Below are 16,644 nucleotides of genomic sequence, written 5' to 3' on the forward strand. Positions count from 1 at the left end.
TTACCTGAAGGGCAGAGCCCATTCAAATGAAAAACAACGAAAGAGTCAATATTCACTCAATCTTGACCTCAAAGCCCTCGCCCTCGGGCTTCTTCGGGGCCTTCTTGGGGAGCTCGATTTCGAGGACACCGTTGTTGTATCTCGCTTTCGCCTTCTCGGGAATGACCTCCTCTGGAAGCCTGATGACCCTCCTGTAGCCGCTGTAGTAGCGCTCGATTCTTATCGCGCCCTCCTCCTCGAGCTCCTTCTCGCGCTTTATCTGGGCCTCGATGTAGACGGTGTCCTCGGTAACCCTGAGCTTGATGTCCTCCTTCCTGACTCCGGGGAGCTCGACGGTGATGACGAACCTGTCTCCCCTGTCGAAGATGTCCACGAAGGGCTCTCTCCAGGTCTCGCTGATTTCAATGCGCTCCGGCTCGCGGTAGCTCCAGAGCCTTGGGCCCCTCATGAAGTCGCGGAATATGGCGTCAATCTCCTCCTGGATTTCCCTCATTATGTCAAACGGGTCCCAGTAGCGGTCCCTCCTCCAGACCATCGGGCATCACCTCCCGACGGTCTTTATTTTGGTTACCGATAGTTACTAAAAAGTCAACCCTTTATAAACTTTTCGATTTTAGTTCCATGAGGTTAGTTAAACTGTGAGCTCTGATGTTCTTTCCGCGGGTTCGGCATCGTAGCCGAGCCCCCGGAGGATTCCCGCGAACTCCCTGGCAAAGCCGTAGACGGTGAAGATTCTCTCAGGCTTGACCCTCTCGACTATCCTCACCAGCTCCCAGAAGTCGGCGTGGTTGCTGAGTCTCAGCCTCCCGAAGCCGGAAACAGTCAGCTCCCAGGGGCTTAAAGAGTTCTCGACCCTCGGCGAGCGGTAGGAGCGGAGGATTACCTCACCGTCCCTCTCGATGTTGCCAAAGCGAACTCCGAACTTGGAGTAAATCCGGGCAACCTTCAGCATCTCGCGCGAGGGCCTTACGGTTATCTCGTGGACGTCGAGTATCTTCATGACCTCCTGCGCCTTCCCAGTCTGGTTCACGTAGAGAACCGGCCTCTTTCCCCTGTCAATGGCTTCCTCGACGAAGGCGACCAGTTTCTTCTCCGCTTCCCTCGGCGAGGGGAACGTGAAAGCTGGAACGCCGAAGGTGGCCTCGATTATCAGGAAGTCCGCCTTCGGGAAGCGACTCTTCTCTGCCGTTCTCAGCTTGAACCACTTGGTGTCGCCGGTGTAGAAGAGCGTCCCGGCCTCGAGCCAGAGCTTTATTCCGGCCGAACCGAGCATATGTCCAGCTGGATAGAGCTTCGCCTTAACGTCGCCGATGTAGAACCTCTTCCCGAACCCGACCTCGTGGTAGAACCCGCCCTTGCGGAGGTGGCTGAGGAACTTAGTTGCCCTGGTCGCGAATATAACTTCCCCGCTAACGAAGTGGTCGCTGTGGGCGTGGCTCTGGAAGGTGAAGCGAGCCGAGCTGTCGAGGCCGATACCTTTGACGAGCATCAGAAAAACTTGGGGAGGGAGCTTAAAGCTTTAGACCCTGTTGAGCATGCCCATCAGGGGGTAGTAGACGTCGTCAAGACTCTCCCCCTTCTCCACGGGGAACTTGAACGTCACGATTCTACCCGAGACCTCGAAGGACGGCCCCTCGGGCTTTCCTGGGACGAGCTTTATCTCAACGACCTCCAGCATGTCGAGCCCCTTAAGCTCGGCCCTTCCGATGAGGGTCCCTTCGAAGGCCCCGCGCGAAAAGGCTTCCTCCAGTCGGGGTCTCAGCCCCGTGACCCACTTGGAGCTGGCCCCCCTTGCCACGGTCTGCACGCCACCACCTCCGCAAAGTTTTTCGAAATTTGAGGTAGTACTCGAAGATTATTAGAATTTCGGGAGGGTTTTTGTAAAATGTTCAAGAGAGGAAGTGCCTTCAGCTGGCTCTTCGTCAAAATGCTAAGCAAACCCGTTAATTTTGTCGGGACGTCGGCACAAAGCTTATTAGCATCGCTTCGATTTCAATTTAGGTGTTAAGATGGCCGACTACGCCATTGAGACCCTCGGGCTCACCAAGTTCTTCGGAAAGCGCAACGTCGTCTACAACCTCAACCTCAGGGTTCCGAAGGGGGTCGTTTACGGCTTCCTCGGGCCGAACGGGGCAGGAAAGACGACGACAATCAAGATGCTCACCGGCGCGCTGAAGCCGACCTACGGCGAGATTAGGATTCTGGGCCTTGAGATGCCCCGAGAGAGGGTTGAAATCATGAGGAAAGTCGGCTACATGCCCGAGAAGCCCTTGGCCTACGAGGACATGACTGTTTTCGAGTTTCTGGTTTATATGGGCAGGCTCTCCGGCCTTGGGCGAGAGGAAGCGAGAGCGCGGGCGAGGGAGCTGATGGCCTACACCGGCGTCGGAAGGCTCGCCTTCAACAGGGTGAGGGAGCTCTCGAGCGGGCAGAGGCAGAGGGTTTCCTTCGCGTCCGCCCTAATCGGCGACCCCGAACTGCTCATCCTCGACGAGCCGACCAGCAACCTCGACCCCATCGGCAGGATAGAGTTCATAGGAAAGGTCCTCGAGCTGGCGAAGGCCGGGAAGACGGTCTTCCTGTCGAGCCACATAGTCAGCGAAATCGAGAGGACGTGCAACTACGTGGGCATAATCAAGGACGGCCAGATGATAGAGCAGGGGCGCGTCAAAGACCTGACGAGGTTCGAGAGCAACGACTACGACGTGGTCGTCTCGGACAACGCCCTGCTGATGGAGTTCCTGCGCGACAAGGTTTACGTGCGTGAGGTCTGGGAAGAAGAGGGAATCCTGAGGGTTCGCCTCGACGAGCGCTTCGCGGAGAGGTTCTTCACGGAGGTCCCGCGGTTCATAGGTGAGAACGGCCTCGCACTGAAGCTCTTCAAGCCCCACACGAGCCCGCTGGAGAGAATCCTCATGAAGCGCTTCAACGCGGGGTGGGAGAAATGACGCCGGTTTTCGAGACCGAGTTTCTAAGGCTAATCCGCTCGCGGAAGTTCAAGCTGCTCTTCCTTGTCACGATTTTCCCGGCGGTAATCTACCTGCTCAGCCCCAACGCGAGCGGGACGGGGGTTGAGGAACTTAAGAAGGGCTTTGAGGACCTCTTCGCAGACCTGCTTCCAAACTACTGGCTCGGGATAATCGGCCAGCTCATAGCGGTCATAATAATGAGCGACCTAATCGCTGGAGAGATTGACAGGGGCACGATAAGGCTAATCCTCGCGAGGCCCATCGGAATCGGCGAGTTCCTTGCCGGGAAGTTCCTCGCGGGTTTATCGGCGCTCCTCGTGCTCTTCGGAGTTCCTTACGCAGTAATCTGGCTCTACGCCCCCCTTCCCTACCATACGGACTTGGCCGGAGTTAAGGCCCTCGCCGTTGACTTTGGAGCGGTCCTCGCTTCGACCGCCGTAATCCTGGCCTTCCTCGGGGCGCTCTCGATGTTTTTGGCGGTCCTCGTCAGAAGGCCCCTCTACGCAACCCTCGCCACGTTCGGGATACTCTTCCTCGGCCAGTTCCTCCTTCCCCAGGTTCCCTACTTCGAGCACCCTGAGAGGCTGACCCTCGGCTACCAGGCCCTCGTGATGTTGAAGATGGGCTTTGAAAGCCTGAGCGTGGCAGGGACGCCCTGGAAGACTGCGGTGGCCTTTGCAGTCGCCTCCGCCGGCCTGCTCTCTGCCACGTGGCTCCTCCTCGTCAAAGGGGAGTTCCCGGACTGATGGACTTTTTATCCAATGCCAAATGCTTCCTTTCGCTATGTAAAAGGTTTTTATAGTTCCCCGCCCTACCCTAAGCGGTGGTTGATATGACCTTCGATAAGGAGAAGCTCGCCAAGATTCGCGAGGAGGAGAAGCGCTGGGAGGAGACCACCGTCAAGAAGTTCATCGAGAAGAGGCCCGAGAGAAAGGAAAAGTTCATGACGGATGACGGTTTCGAGATTAAGCGCCTTTACACTCCCGCTGACCTCGGCGAGGACTGGGACTACCTTGAGAAGCTCGGATTCCCCGGCGAGTATCCCTTCACGCGCGGCGTCTACGCAACGATGTACCGTGGCAGATTCTGGACTATGAGGCAGTACGCGGGCTACGCCACCGCCGAGGAAAGCAACAAGCGCTACAAGTACCTCCTCGAGCAGGGGCAGACCGGTTTGAGCGTCGCCTTTGACCTGCCGACCCAGCTCGGCTACGACTCCGACCACCCGATGGCCGAAGGTGAAGTCGGAAAGGTCGGCGTTGCCATTGATTCGCTCTGGGACATGAGGATTCTCTTCGACGGCATTCCGCTCGACAAGGTCTCAACGAGCATGACGATTAACTCGACCGCCGCTAATTTACTCGCGATGTACATTCTGGTTGCCGAAGAGCAGGGCGTTCCGCAGGAGAAGCTCCGCGGAACGGTTCAGAACGACATCCTGAAGGAGTACATAGCGAGGGGAACCTACATCTTCCCGCCCGGGCCGAGCATGCGCCTTACAACGGACATCATAATGTACTGCGCCGAGAACATACCGAAGTGGAACTCGATAAGCATAAGCGGCTACCACATCAGAGAGGCTGGAGCCAACGCGATCCAGGAGGTTGCCTTCACCCTGGCCGACGGTATAGAGTACGTCAAGGCCGTCATCGAGCGCGGTATGGACGTTGACAAGTTCGCCGGAAGGCTGAGCTTCTTCTTCAACGCCCACAACAACTTCCTCGAGGAAATTGCTAAGTTTAGAGCCGCGAGAAGGCTTTGGGCCTACATCATGAAGGAGTGGTTCAACGCCAAGAACCCGCGCTCCATGATGCTCCGCTTCCACACCCAGACGGCAGGTTCAACCCTTACGGCTCAACAGCCGGAGAACAACATCATCCGCGTTGCCATTCAGGCCCTCGCGGCGGTTCTCGGAGGAACCCAGAGCCTGCACACCAACTCCTACGACGAGGCCCTTTCACTCCCGACCGAGAAGAGCGTGAGAATAGCCTTGAGAACCCAGCAGATTATCGCCTACGAGAGCGGTGTCGTTGACACCGTTGACCCGCTCGGAGGTGCCTACTACATCGAGTGGCTCACCGACCACATCTACGAGGAGGCCCTGAAGTACATCGAGAAGATTCAGAAGATGGGCGGAATGATGAGGGCTATAGAGCGCGGTTACATACAGAAGGAGATTGCCGATGCCGCCTACAAGTACCAGAAGGAAATCGAAGAAGGAAAGAGGATAATCGTCGGCGTCAACAAGTTCCAGACCGACGAGCCCCTCGAGGTCGAGATACTCAAGGTCGACCCGAGCATCCGCGAGAAGCAGATTGAGCGCCTCAAGAAGCTCCGCTCCGAGAGGGACAACAAGAAGGTCGAAGAAGCCCTCGACAAGCTCAGGAACGCGGCCGAAACAGACGATGAGAATCTCATGCCCTACATCATCGAGGCCCACAGGCACCTCGCGACCCTCGGCGAGGTCACCGACGTCCTTCGCGAGGTCTGGGGCGAGTACAGGGCGCCGTTGATATTCTGATTTCCTTTCCTTTTGGTCTCTTTCTATTCTGCGCTGGAATGCCTATGTGATGTCCAACAATCGATGTTAAACGTGATTATCCCCCGGCAACGTTTTTAAATCCCTCATCCAACTGGAACTCGATGGTTGATTACCACTCCTCCGGGCCACTCTGTGTTAATCTATCCTTCCAATACGAGGGGAGATGGGAGAATGCGGAAGGCGATTCCACTCATCGCGCTCCTGCTGCTCGCGGTTCCCGTCTCGGCGTATCACGTGACGGTCTGCAGAAGCGCCAGCGTTAAGTTCCCCCATCACGGCGATTCAGGTGGACGACGTTTACAGGGGAGGAAAAGGCGTTATCCTCGTGGTCGATTACGAGGTTCTCAGTCCGGGAATGTGTCCGGGAAATCCGCTCAACTGCACCCTCGTTCCCGACATGGTTTCCAGCTACCTCTTCTACGTCTCCTCCAGCGGACCGTACTTCCTCGGCGCCTATCCAGAAGAGCCGGTGGTGAAGTTTGAAGACGGCCTCTGAAGGTTTAAGCTCTACCCCTGGAACGGTAGCGTTGAGAACGCGACCTTTAATCCTGCCTGTCTCAACGACTCCAACGTGAGTCCCGTTGAAGTGCCGAACGTTCCCATTGAGTGGACTTCCGTGAAGGTGGGGAACCTCACGGTGAGCTATCCAGCGGAATTTCTGGGTTTTTCGAACAACCACACGGTCATAATCCTGAACGGGAAAATTTCAAAGGTCCTTCCCCACGTTCCCTTTGCCGTAAAAGTGAACGGAAAGTTCTACCCCCTGTTCCGTTCCGTCAACGGCACGCTCCTTCCGGTTCCGCCGAAGGTTGGCCCCGACCTTAACTGCACTTCTCTAACTCCTTCGGAAACGTCTACAGCGAGGGGAGAAAACCGGGAAATCTGCGGTCCCGGAGCCGTTCTGCTTCTGTCTGTGTTGGCCCTTATTTTTTGGAAATCTAGCAGGAGATGACCTTTCCAAACCCCGCCGTTTTCCCGATTTTTCTCGAAAAACCTTCGAAAGAGTCCATCTTCATCCGACCGGCATGGAAGGGTTTTTAAACCGTTGCTTTGAGCGTCCCTTGGTGATGGGGGTGAAGTTCAAAGGCAAGGCCTTCGGAGACGTCGTGAGGATTGAGTTCGACATACTCACCCTCGGCGAGCTTAAGATTGATGATTTGAGAGACTTTGACGTTGATTCCCTCAAGATTGAGCTCAAGCCGACCTCATCCGGTATAAAGGTCATCGGCATATGGGAGGGGCCCGTTGAGAAGGCTGGGGAGGGCATAAAGAAGGCCCTGGAGGAGAGCTACAAACTCCGCGAGAGGATACTCAACAGGATTAGGAGCAAGACCGAGGCGATACGCTCGACCATGCTCCAGCTCGGCTTCAAAGAGGCCGTCGAGGGCTACGGAAGCGTCCTCCGCTTCGTCAAGAAAGTCGGCCCCTACGAGATTGTCGTGGTAGCTTCAACGACCGACGATGTGGTTCGCGTCGAGGTCTACGGCAACGAGGGCAAAATCCTTAGTCCAGAGCTTGAGAGCATCTTCGAGGACGTGGAAGTCGAGGAGCTTGAAATTTACGACTTCGACGACGGCAAGGAGGAGAGGCTCGTCATAAACCTCGAAATACCGCGCAACGAGGACAAACCGGAGAAAAAGATAGTGGAAGCAATAAAGATGATAGAGAACATGCTGATGGCCTAATCACTTGTACTTGCTCTCCAGCTGAAGCTGTTTGAGCTTCGCCGTCAGGCCCTTCGCCGGGGCCCTGTCCTCGCTTATTATCTTCCCCGTTCTCGTGTCAATCCTCGCGTAGTAGAGGTAATCCCTCCCGGCGACCTTTATGTGAATGTAGTTCTGCTCCTTGTAGTGGGTCAGCCTCTCGGTCCTCAGCTCGGTTTCGCCGTAAATCTTCCGTATGTGCTCGTGGAAGCTGTTCTCGAGGGCAACTTCTGTGAAGCGGACGTCCTCTTCCTTGACCTCCCCGGTCTTCCTGTCGAGGATTAGCTTTCCAACCTTCGTTCCGCCCTGGAACTCCGCGACCCAGTCGTTTTCAAGCTTTAACGACTTGAGCTCCGCCGTCTCGTCGATTCCCTTTATCCGCTCAACCGCTATCTCCCTCGCAACGTCCTCGAGCAGAACGCGGTCGGTTTCCTCTATCAGCTTGCCGTCCTTGCTGACCTTGACCTTTATCGCGTGCCTCCCGTTCTCGGCGGTGACGAGGTAGGAAGCCTCTTTCTCCTCAACGCTCTTTACCTCGAAGTCGGGATACTTCTCCTTCACCAGCTCTTTAGCCTTCTCCGGGGTTATCTCGACGATGTAGTCCAGAACGTCCCTCGTCGCGCCGTCGACCTTTACGAGGGCCTTTCCTCCCTCGCCCTCAAGTTCCAGTTCAAGGAACTTGTGCTCTATGACCCTGCTTCCCTTCATCTCAAGGTTTCTCAGCGGGAAGTTCTCCTCGATAATCCTCTTCGCGTTGTCGAGGGCCTCCTCGGGCGAGGGGAGCTTTCTGACCTCCCTCAGGCTCCCGTCCTCAAGGTTGACCTCGACGACCGCTATCCCGTCCTTGAGCTTGACGTCGGCAACTGCCACCTTCTTGCCCTTCTCAAGGCTCAGGATTTCGCCTTCCGGATATGTCCTTTCGAGGAGCTCCCTGAGGGCCTCGTCGGTCATTACAGTCTCGGCCATCAGGGCCTTCCCTGTGTAGGCGTTGAACTTGAACTCGAAGGTGAAGCGCCTGGTTCTTCCTGTTACCTTTACCTTCCAGCCGTCGCGGGTGAGGTTTATCTCCTCTGGCCTCTCTCCGAGGCGCTTTTCCACGATTTCCCTTACCTTTTCTCTGAAGAACTCCTCCGGCAGGGGCTCCATCTCGAACTCCACTTCGCCCGTTACCGGGTTCACCCTCGCTTTTCCCTCGTTCTCTCCAATCTGAAGCTCTACCTCAACGCTCTCCGGGACGTAGACCTTCTTCCTCTCCTGTATCCTGACGTCCCCCTCTGGAACGCCGAGTTCCTTCGCGAGCCTCTCCTTGAGGACTATCACGGATTCGCTCGGGCTTATCCTGTTGATTACCTCCCGCTCGGTGGCCTTTATCCTTGAGCTGTCGTTGAGAAGGGCCTTCTTAACAGGGGTGGCGAGCTCACCCGAGAGTGCCTTTGGAACGACCTTTTCCTTCGAGAACACAACCGCCTTATCGCGCTCGCCCTTCTCGTCAACACTCCAGGAGAGTATGTAAGCGCTCGTGAGAACGACCTTCATTGATTTTATCCTCAGCTCTGCCGGCTTGACGGGGTACTCTGCGCTGGCTTTCTTGGCTATGAGCCTCGTTATCTCCTCGGGCGAGAACTCGTAGAGAAGGGGCGCGTCGAGCTCGAACTCTTCGAGAGGGCTTTTCTCTTCTTCCTCCTTCTCCTCTTCAATCTTCGGAGCCTCTAGGCCGTAGTTTGAGAATGTAACAGCTAGCTTGTCGGCGTCCCACATGACGATTCTCCCGCGGTACTCCTTCGCAACGGTGCTCCTCGCGTCCTTCGTAAAGCCTATTGGGGCCACCAGGATTCCTCTGTCGGCTTTGTACTTGTCAAGGAGGTCGCCGAAGACGTTGATGTCCTTGGCAGAGGCAAGGGAATCCGTGTGGACCTTTATGATGAGCTTTTCCATCCCCGCTATGGGGTCGTCTCTAATTGCGACTATGTCTATACCCCACCGTCCTCGGTCGCTGACGCGTTCGTAGTTCTTGAAGCCCATCCTCCCTAGAACTTCGATTATGTAGTCGATGAGCGTCTCGCGGGGAAGCTTTCTCACGAGTTCAGCCGTCCAAGTCATAGCGTTCACCTTCCCATACCGAATAAGGGGTTCCCCTTAAGAACTTACTTGAGCCCTATTATTCACTGTGAGTGTCCAAATAAGCTTTATTAATGGCCATATTTAACATTTTCCCGGTGATGCAATGTTCAGGCTCACCGACTTCAACTTTCACGGCAAAACGGTGTTTCTGAGGGTGGATTTGAACTCTCCGGTTGAGAACGGACGGATTACAAGCGATGCCCGCTTCAGGGCAGTTCTTCCGACGGTGAAGCGCCTCGTCGAAGACGGGGCGAAGGTCGTAATAGGAACCCACCAGAGCAGGCCCTACAAGGGCGACTACATAACAACGGAGCAGCACGCTCAAATCCTCGGCGAGCTTCTCGGGGTGAACGTTGAGTACGTCGAGGACATCTTTGGGAAGCTCGCGAGGGAGAGAATAAGGGCCATGAAACCCGGAGAAGTTCTAATGCTTGAAAACCTCCGCTTCTCGGCAGAGGAGGTCTTCTACAGGCCCCTTGAGGAGTGTGAGAAAACCTTCTTCGTGAGAAAACTTGCCCCGCTCATAGACTACGTCGTTAACGACGCCTTCGCCGCGGCACACAGGAGTCAACCCTCGCTCGTTGGCTTCGCCCGGCTGAAGCCTATGGTGATGGGCCACCTCATGGAGAATGAAATAAACGCCCTCAGCAGGGCCTACGAGAGCGACGAGAGGCCGAGGGTTTACGTGCTCGGCGGTGCCAAGGTTGACGACTCGCTCAGAGTGGCGGAAAACGTCCTGAGAAAGGGTAAGGCCGACTTAATACTCACCGGCGGTCTCGTCGGCCACGTCTTCACCCTCGCGAAGGGCTTCAACCTCGGCGATGCCAACCTTGAGTTCATGGAAAAGAAGGGCCTCCTTGAGCTTGTTGACTGGGCCGAGAGAATACTCGACGAGTTCTACCCCTACGTGAGAACCCCCGTTGACTTCGCCGTTGACCACGACGGAGAGCGCGTTGAGGTTGACCTGCTGAGCGACGAGAAATGGCTCTTCGACCGCTACTCAATCCTCGACATAGGCTCCCGGACGGTGGAGAAATACCGCGAGATTCTCCTGAACGCGAAAATCATAGTTGCCAACGGTCCGATGGGCGTCTTCGAAAGAGAGGAGTTCGCGGTTGGAACCGTCGGCGTCTTCAGGGCGATAGCCGAGAGTCCTGCTTTCAGCGTTGTCGGGGGTGGCCACTCGATAGCGAGCATCTACCGCTACGGTATAACGGGCATAAGCCACGTCTCGACCGGCGGTGGGGCGATGCTCAGCTTCTTCGCAGGGGAGAAGCTACCGGTCCTTGAGGCCTTCAGGATAAGCTACGAGCTCTTTTTCTGACCTTTTGTTTCCCCGAGGAGAATCAGCCTGACCCTCTTGGTAAAGTCCATGAACTCTCCTGCGAGGGCCCTCTTCTGCTCCTCGCTCAGCTCGTTAATAGAGTTGAAGACGTCTTTTAGGGCGCGGGCAAGCTCGACCCCACCTATTTTCCTGAACTCGATGAACCTCTCGGTTAGCTCAAGAACGCCTCTGAGTTCCTCCTCGTGCTCCCGCAGGTATTCCTTTCCCTTCTCAGTGGTCCTGTAAAGCTTCTTTTCCCTCTTGCCCGAGCCGACGGTCTCGATTAGCCCGGCTCTCTTAAGCGATGCGAGTATTGGATAAACGGTTCCGGGGCTGGGGTGGGGGACGCCGTATCGGCTCTCCAGTTCGGCCATTATCCCGTAGCCGTGCATCGGCTTCTCGTCGAGCATCTTAAGGATTAGGAGCTTGAGCTGACCCCTGAAGCTGGGCCTCTCCATCTAATTCACCGATATATCGTTCGACATATTGGTTTAAAAGCTTTCAGTTGTTCTTCCTGAACCTTTCTCCGTGCTCCTTCCGGAACACGAACTTGACGCCGTACTTCTTCTTGAAAGGCAGTTTTAGGGTGTTGTAGAGCAGAACGAGGGCTGGATGCCTTACAGGCTTTTCGACGGGCCTCAGCGCTCCCGTTGGGCAGGCCTGAACGCAGATGTAGCACTTCCTGCAGTTCTCGGGGTTGCTCATGAACGGCCTTAGACGAACTTTGTACTTGAAGCCGAATAGACTTACCTTCATCGGGACGACTTCCCAGATTTTATCGCCGAACGGACATACGAAGATGCATTCCTCTCCCCCACCGCAGATTGGGTAGTGTATCACGAGCGGGGCAGTTTCCTTCATCCTCTCATAGTACTCCTTCCAGTCCGGTGCGTTCTCGGGTTTGCCTTTCTCCATGGCCTCAACCTCCAGATATTCATTTTTTGGACATGTTTAATTTCGACATATCGGATGATATGTTGTTTAAAAGCATTGTGGTTCCCCCTTCATGAGGCCATTGGGAACTTTTCTCATTGAGCGATTTTGCCTTCAACCCGTTGAGATTATGTCCACAAATCTAAGAAAATTTCCAAGTTTTGACAAGATTACAAAAACCGGGAAATTTATAAAGTGTACGTTGTTGATAAATAATGAGCACCCATGGGGAGGTGACCACATTTGAACCGGAGGCAGTTTTTGAGCATGGCCGTCGTGGCCGTTATGCTGTTGGCGGTGGTGCCTGCAGTTGTGCCCTTCTTTGGGTTTGTTTCGGCATCGTCTCAAATCCAGCTGAGCGGAAAAGCGATTGCTTGGGATGTGGTTAACCTAACTTGGACACCGGCTGAGAATGCCAAGGCTTATGAAATCTACCGCTCCACGGACCCGACGAACATCATCAGCCCTGACAACCTCCTCGTTGTCGTCAACTGGAGTAGCTACCCTCCATATGAGCCGGGTAAGACTTATCTCCAGGGTGACATGGTTGAGTACAACGGTAAAATCTGGCGCGCCAAGTACTGGACCCAGAGCGCTCCGGGCGGGGATGCATGGGAGCTCGTTGGCAATGCAACTCCCACGACCCACTACCTTGACCAGTACCACCTTAAGGCCAATACAACGTACTTCTACGCGGTCGTTCCGGTACTCAAAGATGGTTCCACTGGAACCCCCTCCGGCGTGCTCCAGCTAAGAACTCCCGAGCAACCGTACCGCGTCGTAGTTTACTACATCTCCTGGGGTCGCTACGCGAGGAAGTTCTACGTGAGCGACATCCCCTGGACCAAGGTTACCGACGTTCTCTACGCCTTTCTGAAGCCGAACGAGAACGGTAGCGTCACATTCTACGACACCTACGCTGACCCGCTCAACCTTGAGGAGCTGAAGAAGTACAAGCAAAAATACCCAGCGGTTAAAGTCCTCGTCAGCGTTGGCGGCTGGACGCTAAGCAAGTACTTCTCCGACATAGCCGCAGACCCTGCGAAGAGGCTCCGTTTTGCCGAGAGTGTCCTTAAGATAATCCGCCAGTACGACCTTGACGGAGTTGACATCGATTGGGAGTACCCCGGTGGGGGCGGGCTTACCGGCAACCACGTCAGGCCCGACGACGGGAAGAACTTCGTTCTCCTCCTCAAGACCATAAGGGAGGTCTTTAACAACGCCAGCAAGCACGACCACAAGGATTATCTTGTCACCGTCGCGGCCCCCGCGGACCCAGTCAAAGCGGCCCGCATTAACTGGACCGAGGCCAGCAAGTACCTTGACTTCATAGACATAATGACCTACGACTACCACGGTGCATGGGACAACGTTACCGGGTTCCTCGCCCCGCTCTACGCCGACCCGAACGCCCCTTACAAGGACCCCGTCGTAAAATGGGAGTTCAACGTCAACTACACCGTCCACTGGTACCTCAAGCACGTTCCCGACAGGACAAAGCTCGTAATCGGCCTGCCCTTCTATGGTAGGAGCTTCGCCAACGTTCCGTCCACCAACAATGGACTGTACCAGCCCTTCAAAGGTACTCCCGACGGTACCTGGGGACCTGCGAGCGAGACCTACGGCGTCATGGACTACTGGGACATAGCCGACAAGATAGCGAGCGGAAGCTGCCATCTCTACTGGGACAACGTTACAATGGAGCCCTACGCGTACTGTCCCTCAAGCAAGGTCTTCATAACCTTTGACAATCCCAAGAGCATCGGGATAAAAGTCGATTACATGCTGAAGAACCGCCTTGGGGGCGTCATGGTCTGGGAAATCACCGCGGACAGGAAGCCAGGAACCAGCAACCACCCGCTTCTCGACACAATCCTCGAGCACCTGGGGGAGAAGCCGCCGGCATGGATTCCCGACACGTACTACATAGGCTCAAACGTTCCGTCAAACCTCACCGTTCCCGTTCCAGTTTACAACGGGACAACTCCAGGCAACAACCAGACGAACACTACACCGAGCAATGAAACCCCCTCTCAGGGCAACCAGACCAACTCGACACCTTCCCAAAACCAGACGAATCCCGCTCCCTCCCAGAATCAAACAAACACCACCCCGACTCCTGCTCCCTCAAACGGCACCAACGCCACCCCTCTGAAGCCGGGCGCAATCGAGGTTCACCACTCCAGCTGGGGAACTGGCGGCGAGTACGACATTACGCTCAACCTTGGAGGCCAGTACGACTGGAAGCTCTACGTTAAGCTTGACGGGGCAACGGTCGCCAGCTACTGGAGCGCCTACAAATCAGCCAACGGAAGCTGGGTGGTCTTCACACCGCGGAGCTGGAACAGGGGACCAACGGCGAGCTTTGGGTTCACGTACACCGGAAGCGTTAAGAGCGCCGTCATGGTTCTCGTCGTCAACAACGCCGTTTGGGACGTTTGGCCCAAGGGGACCCCCGTCCCATCCGAGTTCCGCGGATTGGCCGGTGGTTCGACCGACAACTCCCCAACAACACCGACGAACTCCAAGGTTGCCGTTGCCTCGAAGGTTCAGTGGCCGAACCGTGTATTCTCGCCCTACGTGGACATAACCCTCTGGCCAACGCCCTCGATAAGTGAAATGATGAAGAAGACAGGTGTAAGGTTCTTCAACCTCGCCTTTATCATTGCCTCGAACAACGGCACCTGCACGCCGGCTTGGGCGGGTGCTTACCCGGTTAGCAGTGGCTTCTACGTTGATGAAATCAACAAGGTTCGCGAGATGGGCGGCGACGTCGAGATAGCATTCGGCGGTGCCAACGGGCCGTACCTCGCGGAGAAGTGTTCAACCCCAGAGGAGCTCGCGAAGGCCATAGAGGAAGTCATCAAGACGTACAACGCCACGTGGCTCACCTTCGACGTCGAGGGTGCCTACCTCCAGAACGCCCAGGAGAACGACAGGCGTGCCAAGGCTCTGGCGATAGTTCAGAAGGATTTTCCGAACGTCCACATAGGTTTTACCCTTCCCGTTCTCCCGAGCGGTCTTACCCAGCCTGGAATAGACCTCCTCAAGGACGCCATCAAGAACGGCGTCAGGATTGACAGGGTTGATATAATGGCCATGGACTACGGCGACTGGGCGGCTCCAAATCCGGACGGCAAGATGGGCGACTACGCCATTCAAGCCGCTCAAAACACCTTCAAACAGCTCAAGGAGCTGTTCCCCAACAAGAGCGACGCCGAGATTTGGGAAATGATTAGTATAACGCCGATGATTGGCGTTAACGACGTCACCAGCGAGGTCTTCTACCCAAGTGATGCCTGGAAGCTCCTCACGTGGGCGAACAAAACCGGGGTCGGAATGCTTTCAATGTGGTCAATGACCAGGGACCACCCGGGAAGCGGTGGCGTTTCACCCCATCACTCGAGCCTGCCCAACATCCAGGACTACGAGTTCAGCAGGATATTCAACAGGTACACAAACCAGAGCGGCCTTCCGCCCTTGAACTTCACGCCCGAGCTCGGCCCGATTCCGATGCCCAGCAACGTTACGAACCCGGGCGTTGGCAATCAGACAAACTCGACCCCCTCTCAGAACCAAACGGCCCCGAGCAACGGAACCGCTCCCACCCCGGGTAACCAGACCAACACCACTCCAACACCCGCTCCGTCTCCGAGCAACGGTAGCGTGCTGAAGCCCGGTGCGATAAGCGTTCGCGTTACGGATTGGGGAAGCACCGAGTACGATGTTACCCTGAATCTCGGCGGTCAGTACGACTGGGTCGTCAAGGTTAAGCTCAGGGATGGCTCCAGAATAACAAGCATATGGAGTGTGAATAAAGCCGAGAAAGACGGCTGGATAGTCCTGACACCCGTGAGCTGGAACCGCGGTCCTACAGCGACCTTCGGCTTCATAGCAAGTGGGAGCAAGCCCGTTGAGCAGATGGTCCTCGAGGTAAACGGCAAGGTCTGGGACGTCTGGCCAGAGGGGAGTTCCGTTCCGGCGCAGAACCAGAGCAACTCAACCCCCGCACCATCACCAGGAAACGGCACGCCGAGCAACAACACGACTCCGACCCCTGCTCCGGGCAACAACACCTACGTTCCTGCAGGTCCTGGACTTCCGGAGCACTTCTTTGCGCCCTACATAGACATGACCCTCACCGGCGTCCACAAGCCGCTGGTCGAGTATTACAAGCTCACGGGAACTCCATACTTCACCCTCGCATTCGTCCTTTACGGCTCCGCGTACAACGGTCCGAGCTGGGGAGGAAAGCTACCGCTTGACAAGTACGTTGACGAGGTCAAACAGCTCAGGAAGGCCGGTGGCGACGTGATAATAAGCTTCGGCGGTGCCGTTGGTCCCTACCTCTGTCAGCAGGCCCAGAGTGCCGAACAGCTCGCAAAGTGGTACCTCCAGGTGATTGACACTTACAACGTCAGCTACATTGATTTTGACATTGAATCCTCGATAAACGCGGACCTCCTCGCGGATGCACTGCTCATCGTTCAGCGCGAGAGGCCGGGGATAAGGATAAGCTTCACCCTACCCACAGACCCCGGAGCTGGTCTCGTTGGAAGCGGCTACTCAATAATCCAGACGATGGTTGAGAAAGGCGTCAGAATTGACCGGGTGAACGCCATGACCATGGATTACTACTGGACCCCATCGAACGCAGACAATGCCATAAAGGTGGCCGAGCACCTGTTCAGCCAGCTTAAGAAGCTCTATCCAAACAAGAGCGACTCGGAGATTTGGGGCATGATTGGCCTCACCCCGATGATAGGAACAAACGACGACCACAGCGTCTTCACTCTCAGCGACGCTAGGAAGCTCGTGGAGTGGGCCATAGAGCACAAGATACGCTCCCTCTCCTTCTGGAGCGTCGACCGTGACCATCCCGGGCAGGAAGGGCAGGTTTCGCCGACCAACAGCGGTACCAGCAACCCGGACTGGGCTTACAGCCACGTCTTCGTGGAGTTCATGAACGCCTTTGTCAAAGTTCACTCGGGAGCCGCAGAGGCGGCCGTGGTTCCCGTTTGAGTCCTTTTCTTTTATCCTCTCCTCGAGGTG

The 16,644-nt window shown here is 55.9% G+C and carries 14 protein-coding genes; 8 read left to right on the forward strand and 6 right to left on the reverse strand.

Annotated features, from left to right (window positions below; genetic code table 11):
• Positions 1-52 precede the first annotated feature (52 nt).
• The 3 genes from ACYQ04_RS01700 to ACYQ04_RS01710 form a co-directional block, all read right to left on the reverse strand.
• Complete coding sequence (locus tag ACYQ04_RS01700; protein WP_460126985.1) at positions 53-535, reverse strand: Hsp20/alpha crystallin family protein; 483 nt, start codon at positions 533-535, stop codon at positions 53-55.
• A gap of 96 nt (positions 536-631) precedes the next feature.
• Positions 632-1,489, reverse strand: a complete 858-nt coding sequence (locus tag ACYQ04_RS01705; protein ID WP_460126986.1) for an MBL fold metallo-hydrolase — start codon at positions 1,487-1,489, stop codon at positions 632-634.
• A gap of 30 nt (positions 1,490-1,519) precedes the next feature.
• On the reverse strand, positions 1,520-1,807 hold the full coding sequence (locus ACYQ04_RS01710; protein WP_460126987.1) for a hypothetical protein: 288 nt from the start codon (positions 1,805-1,807) through the stop codon (positions 1,520-1,522).
• A 202-nt stretch (positions 1,808-2,009) separates the two neighbouring features.
• Between ACYQ04_RS01710 and ACYQ04_RS01715 the strand changes: the two genes are divergently transcribed.
• The 6 genes from ACYQ04_RS01715 to ACYQ04_RS01740 all read left to right on the forward strand — a co-directional run bounded on the left by ACYQ04_RS01715 (position 2,010) and on the right by ACYQ04_RS01740 (position 7,196).
• Positions 2,010-2,948, forward strand: coding sequence for an ABC transporter ATP-binding protein (locus ACYQ04_RS01715; RefSeq protein WP_460126988.1), 939 nt, complete (start codon positions 2,010-2,012; stop codon positions 2,946-2,948).
• Positions 2,945-3,715, forward strand: coding sequence for an ABC transporter permease (locus ACYQ04_RS01720; RefSeq protein WP_460126989.1), 771 nt, complete (start codon positions 2,945-2,947; stop codon positions 3,713-3,715). Before ACYQ04_RS01715 ends, ACYQ04_RS01720 begins: the two co-directional genes overlap by 4 nt.
• Before the next feature lie 86 nt (positions 3,716-3,801).
• Entirely contained in the window at positions 3,802-5,490 is a 1,689-nt protein-coding gene (locus ACYQ04_RS01725; RefSeq protein WP_460127258.1) for an acyl-CoA mutase large subunit family protein, read from the forward strand.
• Positions 5,491-5,797: 307 nt separating this feature from the next.
• Positions 5,798-6,007 (forward strand): hypothetical protein, encoded by a 210-nt coding sequence (locus tag ACYQ04_RS01730; protein WP_460126990.1) that lies wholly within the window; start codon positions 5,798-5,800, stop codon positions 6,005-6,007.
• A gap of 75 nt (positions 6,008-6,082) precedes the next feature.
• Positions 6,083-6,463, forward strand: a complete 381-nt coding sequence (locus tag ACYQ04_RS01735; RefSeq protein WP_460126991.1) for a CGP-CTERM sorting domain-containing protein — start codon at positions 6,083-6,085, stop codon at positions 6,461-6,463.
• A gap of 121 nt (positions 6,464-6,584) precedes the next feature.
• A complete protein-coding gene (locus tag ACYQ04_RS01740; protein ID WP_460127259.1) occupies positions 6,585-7,196 on the forward strand; it encodes a hypothetical protein in 612 nt (203 codons plus the stop codon).
• Here the strand turns inward: ACYQ04_RS01740 and ACYQ04_RS01745 are convergent, their stop codons facing one another.
• Positions 7,197-9,314 carry a restriction endonuclease gene (locus ACYQ04_RS01745; protein ID WP_460127260.1) on the reverse strand — a complete coding sequence of 706 codons (2,118 nt, stop codon included), beginning with the start codon at positions 9,312-9,314 and terminating at the stop codon, positions 7,197-7,199.
• Between the two features lie 124 nt (positions 9,315-9,438).
• Here ACYQ04_RS01745 and ACYQ04_RS01750 point away from each other — a divergent pair, with 124 nt between their 5' ends.
• On the forward strand, positions 9,439-10,659 hold the full coding sequence (locus ACYQ04_RS01750) for a phosphoglycerate kinase (RefSeq protein WP_460126992.1): 1,221 nt from the start codon (positions 9,439-9,441) through the stop codon (positions 10,657-10,659).
• Here the strand turns inward: ACYQ04_RS01750 and ACYQ04_RS01755 are convergent.
• Both ACYQ04_RS01755 and ACYQ04_RS01760 read right to left on the reverse strand, forming a co-directional pair.
• Entirely contained in the window at positions 10,641-11,117 is a 477-nt protein-coding gene (locus ACYQ04_RS01755) for a PadR family transcriptional regulator (protein ID WP_460126993.1), read from the reverse strand. The two genes, ACYQ04_RS01750 and ACYQ04_RS01755, sit on opposite strands and share 19 nt — an antisense overlap.
• A 43-nt stretch (positions 11,118-11,160) precedes the next feature.
• Positions 11,161-11,574, reverse strand: a complete 414-nt coding sequence (locus ACYQ04_RS01760; RefSeq protein ID WP_460126994.1) for a 4Fe-4S dicluster domain-containing protein — start codon at positions 11,572-11,574, stop codon at positions 11,161-11,163.
• A gap of 261 nt (positions 11,575-11,835) precedes the next feature.
• On the opposite strand from ACYQ04_RS01760, the gene ACYQ04_RS01765 reads away from it, so the two are divergent.
• The gene (locus ACYQ04_RS01765; RefSeq protein WP_460126995.1) at positions 11,836-16,614 is read left to right on the forward strand and encodes a glycosyl hydrolase family 18 protein; all 4,779 of its coding nucleotides are present in this window, start codon (positions 11,836-11,838) and stop codon (positions 16,612-16,614) included.
• Positions 16,615-16,644 lie beyond the last annotated feature (30 nt).

It is taken from the genome of Thermococcus prieurii, assembly GCF_054657655.1.

Coding starts and splice junctions, on each gene's coding strand:
- ACYQ04_RS01705 (WP_460126986.1), bottom strand. CDS start 1,489: ATGCTCGTCAAAGGTATCGGCCTCGACAGCTCGGCTCGCTTCACCTTC.
- ACYQ04_RS01750 (WP_460126992.1), top strand. CDS start 9,439: ATGTTCAGGCTCACCGACTTCAACTTTCACGGCAAAACGGTGTTTCTG.
- ACYQ04_RS01725 (WP_460127258.1), top strand. CDS start 3,802: ATGACCTTCGATAAGGAGAAGCTCGCCAAGATTCGCGAGGAGGAGAAG.
- ACYQ04_RS01720 (WP_460126989.1), top strand. CDS start 2,945: ATGACGCCGGTTTTCGAGACCGAGTTTCTAAGGCTAATCCGCTCGCGG.
- ACYQ04_RS01755 (WP_460126993.1), bottom strand. CDS start 11,117: ATGGAGAGGCCCAGCTTCAGGGGTCAGCTCAAGCTCCTAATCCTTAAG.
- ACYQ04_RS01700 (WP_460126985.1), bottom strand. CDS start 535: ATGGTCTGGAGGAGGGACCGCTACTGGGACCCGTTTGACATAATGAGG.
- ACYQ04_RS01715 (WP_460126988.1), top strand. CDS start 2,010: ATGGCCGACTACGCCATTGAGACCCTCGGGCTCACCAAGTTCTTCGGA.
- ACYQ04_RS01745 (WP_460127260.1), bottom strand. CDS start 9,314: ATGACTTGGACGGCTGAACTCGTGAGAAAGCTTCCCCGCGAGACGCTC.
- ACYQ04_RS01760 (WP_460126994.1), bottom strand. CDS start 11,574: ATGGAGAAAGGCAAACCCGAGAACGCACCGGACTGGAAGGAGTACTAT.